The 3,615-nt window shown below is 62.7% G+C and carries 5 protein-coding genes; all 5 read left to right on the plus strand.

Translation table 11 applies throughout. The features are described 5' to 3' along the window. The first annotated feature begins 131 nt into the window (after nucleotides 1-131). Nucleotides 132-1,049, plus strand: a complete 918-nt coding sequence (locus NM203_RS32995; protein ID WP_308212870.1) for a Mu transposase domain-containing protein — start codon at nucleotides 132-134, stop codon at nucleotides 1,047-1,049. After that, entirely contained in the window at nucleotides 1,046-1,828 is a 783-nt protein-coding gene (istB, locus tag NM203_RS33000; RefSeq protein WP_255065278.1) for an IS21-like element helper ATPase IstB, read from the plus strand. The genes NM203_RS32995 and istB overlap by 4 nt, the downstream gene beginning before the upstream one ends. Nucleotides 1,829-1,912: 84 nt before the next feature. Continuing rightward, nucleotides 1,913-2,128 (plus strand): hypothetical protein, encoded by a 216-nt coding sequence (locus tag NM203_RS33005; protein ID WP_255065279.1) that lies wholly within the window; start codon nucleotides 1,913-1,915, stop codon nucleotides 2,126-2,128. A 179-nt stretch (nucleotides 2,129-2,307) separates the two neighbouring features. Beyond that, nucleotides 2,308-2,706: a DUF732 domain-containing protein gene (locus NM203_RS33010; protein WP_255065280.1), complete on the plus strand. Its 399-nt coding sequence runs from the start codon at nucleotides 2,308-2,310 to the stop codon at nucleotides 2,704-2,706. Between the two features lie 35 nt (nucleotides 2,707-2,741). Continuing rightward, on the plus strand, nucleotides 2,742-3,047 hold the full coding sequence (locus NM203_RS33015; RefSeq protein ID WP_255065281.1) for a hypothetical protein: 306 nt from the start codon (nucleotides 2,742-2,744) through the stop codon (nucleotides 3,045-3,047). Nucleotides 3,048-3,615 lie beyond the last annotated feature (568 nt).

Raw genomic sequence — 3,615 nt, forward strand, 5'->3', positions numbered from 1 at the left:
CCGGCACCAAGTCCTACCGACTCCGCACCAGCAAGACCACCACCCGAACCAAACGCGCCACCTAGACCAGGTGGGGCCAAAATCCATGACGACGGTGGGGCCAAATCACTTGACGAAACGCACACGCCGGATTGGAGGCGTTCTACTGCCAGCCCGGCATCGATGGCGCCCACGAGAAGGGCGGCGTCGAAGGCGACATCGGCTGGTTTCGCCGCAACCACCTCGTGCCCGTCCCCGAAGTGGAATCTCTCGACCACCTCAACGACATGATCGATGCCTGGGACCTGTCCGATGAAACACGGCGGATCGGTACACGGTCACACACCGTGGGTGAGCACTTCGCGGTCGAGAGGCCGCTGCTCAAACCGCTCCCGACCGAACCGTTCGAAACCGGCGTCTGGTTCACGCCGCGGGTCGACCGCTACGCCCAGATCACCGTTCGCACCAACCGTTATTCGGTGCCGGCGCGGCTGATCGGACGCCCCGTGCGGGTGCTGCTGCACGCCTCGCACCTGGTGATCTACCAGGGCCGCACCGAGGTCGCTCGACACGAACGGCTGATCGGCAAAGGTGAGTCTCGCTACGACCTGGACCACTACCTCGAAGGACTGCTGCGCAAGCCTGGGGCACTGCCCGGAGCGACCGCCCTCGAACAGACCCGCGCTGCAGGCAAGTTCACCCCGACACACGACGCCTGGTGGGCGGCAGCGTGCAAAGCCCACGGCGACCGAGACGGCACCCGCGAGCTGATCAGAGTTCTGCTCCTGCACCGTCACATGGAGCACGAGCAAGTCATCGCCGGCCTTGCCGCCGCTATTGGCTCAGGAGCCCTGACCGCCGACGCCGTCGCGCTCGAAGCGCGGCGAGCCGCTGACGCCGATGAGCCGCCCACCGGAGGCGGACCACCGGAACCATCTAGCGGACCGGTCGTGTCGTTGACCGAGCGGCGGCTCGCCCAGCTGCCGCCAGACCCCAGACCGTTGCCCTCAGTCGCCGCTTACGACGAACTGCTGCGCCTTCGCCCAACCCAGGAAGGAACACCGAGATGACCGCTACCTCACGCCGCCGCGGCCTCACTGAAGAAGCCGCCGACGCCGCCACAGATCAAGCTTGTCGCATGCTGCGACTACCGACAATCCGCTCGCAGTTCTCCGAGCTCGCCGATGCAGCTGCCCGCGAACAGATGTCCTACCGCGGCTTCCTCGCTGAACTCCTCATTGCCGAATGCGACGACCGCGCCCGGCGACGTTCCGAACGCCGCATCAAAGGAGCCGCCTTCCCGCGTGAGAAGTCCCTGCGAGCATTCGACTTCGACGCCAACCCCAACGTTGACGCCGCCGTCGTCCACACCCTGGCCAAATGCGAATGGGTCAAGAAAGGGCTCCCGCTCTGCCTGATCGGAGACTCTGGAACAGGCAAATCTCACCTGCTCATCGCTCTTGGCACCGAGGCGGCGATGGCGGGCTTCAAGGTGCGGTACACCCTGGCAACCAAGCTCGTAAACGAACTCGTCGAGGCCGCCGATGACAAACAACTGTCAAAGACCATCGCCCGCTATGGGCGCGTCGACCTGCTCTGCATCGACGAGCTCGGATACATGGAACTAGACAAGCGTGGCGCCGAACTGTTGTTCCAAGTTCTCACCGAAAGGGAGGAAAAGAACAGCGTCGCAATAGCTTCCAATGAATCGTTCTCCGGCTGGACCAAGACTTTCACCGATCCACGTCTCTGCGCTGCCATCGTCGACCGACTCACCTTCGGCGGCAACATCATCGAAACAGGAACCGACTCATTCCGTCTCGCCCGCACAAAAGCCACAAAGACCTAACGTCGCCCGGCCTCGCCACCCCAGCGAAGCCCACTCAGATCCTGCCGGGTCACTACAACATCTGTCGTTCCGGAGGTGCACATCATGCACGTCAGCCTCGACGCGGCCGACGCCGTCGAACTCGCCGAAATCCTCAGCTTCCTCAGCGACTGGCTCCTCAGTGACCCCAACCGGCTCGACACGTCCCTCTACGAATTCCTCGGCGCCACCGAGCGCGCCAGCCACGCAGCCACTCTCGACGAGCTTCGGACCGACCTTGACCGGTTCGCGAACATGCTCCTCGGCTACGACAAGCCGTAGGCCGACCGGTGTCGCAATAGCGGATTGCCTGCCAATGCCTCACACGCCCCAATCCGCGGTCGGCATTCACCGATACAGTTCCGACCCACAAAGCAGCTGCGGACCCAATTCACCGACAACCGCGTTCATAGATGACCGACGTAGCCAGGGTTGAAAGTAATCGCTGGAGGGGGCCTCTCATGGTCAAGTTGCTTTTCCGCAGTTTATTTGCCGCTTCCCTTGCGGCCGCTGCATTGGCGGGAAGCGCGGTTGCCGCCGCCTCCCCACCTGCAGCACCTCCAGGTCCAGGCGATCCCGGCTACTGCGGCGCTCATACGAGCCCGTGGGACTGCTGGTCTGACGTCAGCCCAGCGCGTCCCGGCGAGACGGCATTCATCGACAGAACGCTGAGTTACAGCATGGCGGGCATCCCGACCGACCGCGACCGGCTGCTGCAAATTGCGCGCGGGATCTGCCAATCGCTTGCGGGCGGGACATCTCCCAACTACGTCGTCCGATTCCTGGCCCAGGATCTCGGGATAAGCGAAGGCCAGGCAGGCAACGGCCTTTTCATCAACGCTGAAGACATGGCCTGCTGATGATGGTTCGGCTTCGCGCAGGCGTAGTCGTTGTCGTGGCCTTGATCGGATTGTTGGGCGCGGCCCCGCCTGCAATCGCAGATGAGGGTCTATACCTGAATCAGATGCGCCAGAAGAACAAGTTGTTTGTCGACCTCACGAACGAACAATTACTGCAGCTGGGTTACGTCGCTTGCAAGGCGATGCAGACGAGCCTCAGATCCGGTACGTCCATTGCAATTGCACGCGGTCAGTCAGACCGATCCGTCGCCTCCGCCGCCACTGACAGCTTGGGTCTCAGTGATATTGACCGCGCCAGTGTCATGCACATTACTCAGGACGCTGAGGATTTTCTCTGCTAGTACGGGTCGGCGCGTGCCAGCAGCTGTTGAACGCTCTCGCGGACGTGGAGACTCGCGCAGTCACACTTTTGCGGCTGGCAATGCACACCAACTCCTGACAACTATTACTTCGACAGGGTGCGGGTCTAGAACGCCACCCGCTGCGTGACGCCGAGTCATCGGCGCGGTCACTTCTCGGCGACTCGACTTTCGTGCCCCGGCAACATTCAGTCACCGGGGCCGTGAAGGCGCAACGACTCGCCAACCATCACACGTGGCACTGTGTTCTGAGGCATCCGCCAGGGTGCGCCTGTGGTGGACTGGACCAGCGCCGAACTACTTTTTTCAACGAGCGTCCGTGGCGTGGTCGGGCCGCTGCCCAGGTTGGAGGACCTCTACACGTGGTGGGCGTCGCACTCGTAATACGGCCGAGTATCGCCTTATCTGAAGGCCGCCAGGGCCTTGCCTGTCAGCTCCGGTTGAATTGTGAGCAGCCTGTTCCGGGGTGGTTTCTAGGGACGGTCGCAACACTTCTCTAGATTCTGGAGGTTGTGTTGACATCGTCGCGTCGGGTGAAGAAGGGGCCAGG

The organism is Mycolicibacterium arenosum, assembly GCF_024320865.1.
Taxonomy (GTDB): domain Bacteria; phylum Actinomycetota; class Actinomycetes; order Mycobacteriales; family Mycobacteriaceae; genus Mycobacterium; species Mycobacterium arenosum.

Bases quoted from the DNA above. Each gene is read 5' to 3' on its own strand.
- istB (WP_255065278.1), top strand. From the start codon at position 1,046: ATGACCGCTACCTCACGCCGCCGCGGCCTCACTGAAGAAGCCGCCGAC.
- NM203_RS33010 (WP_255065280.1), top strand. From the start codon at position 2,308: ATGGTCAAGTTGCTTTTCCGCAGTTTATTTGCCGCTTCCCTTGCGGCC.
- NM203_RS33005 (WP_255065279.1), top strand. From the start codon at position 1,913: ATGCACGTCAGCCTCGACGCGGCCGACGCCGTCGAACTCGCCGAAATC.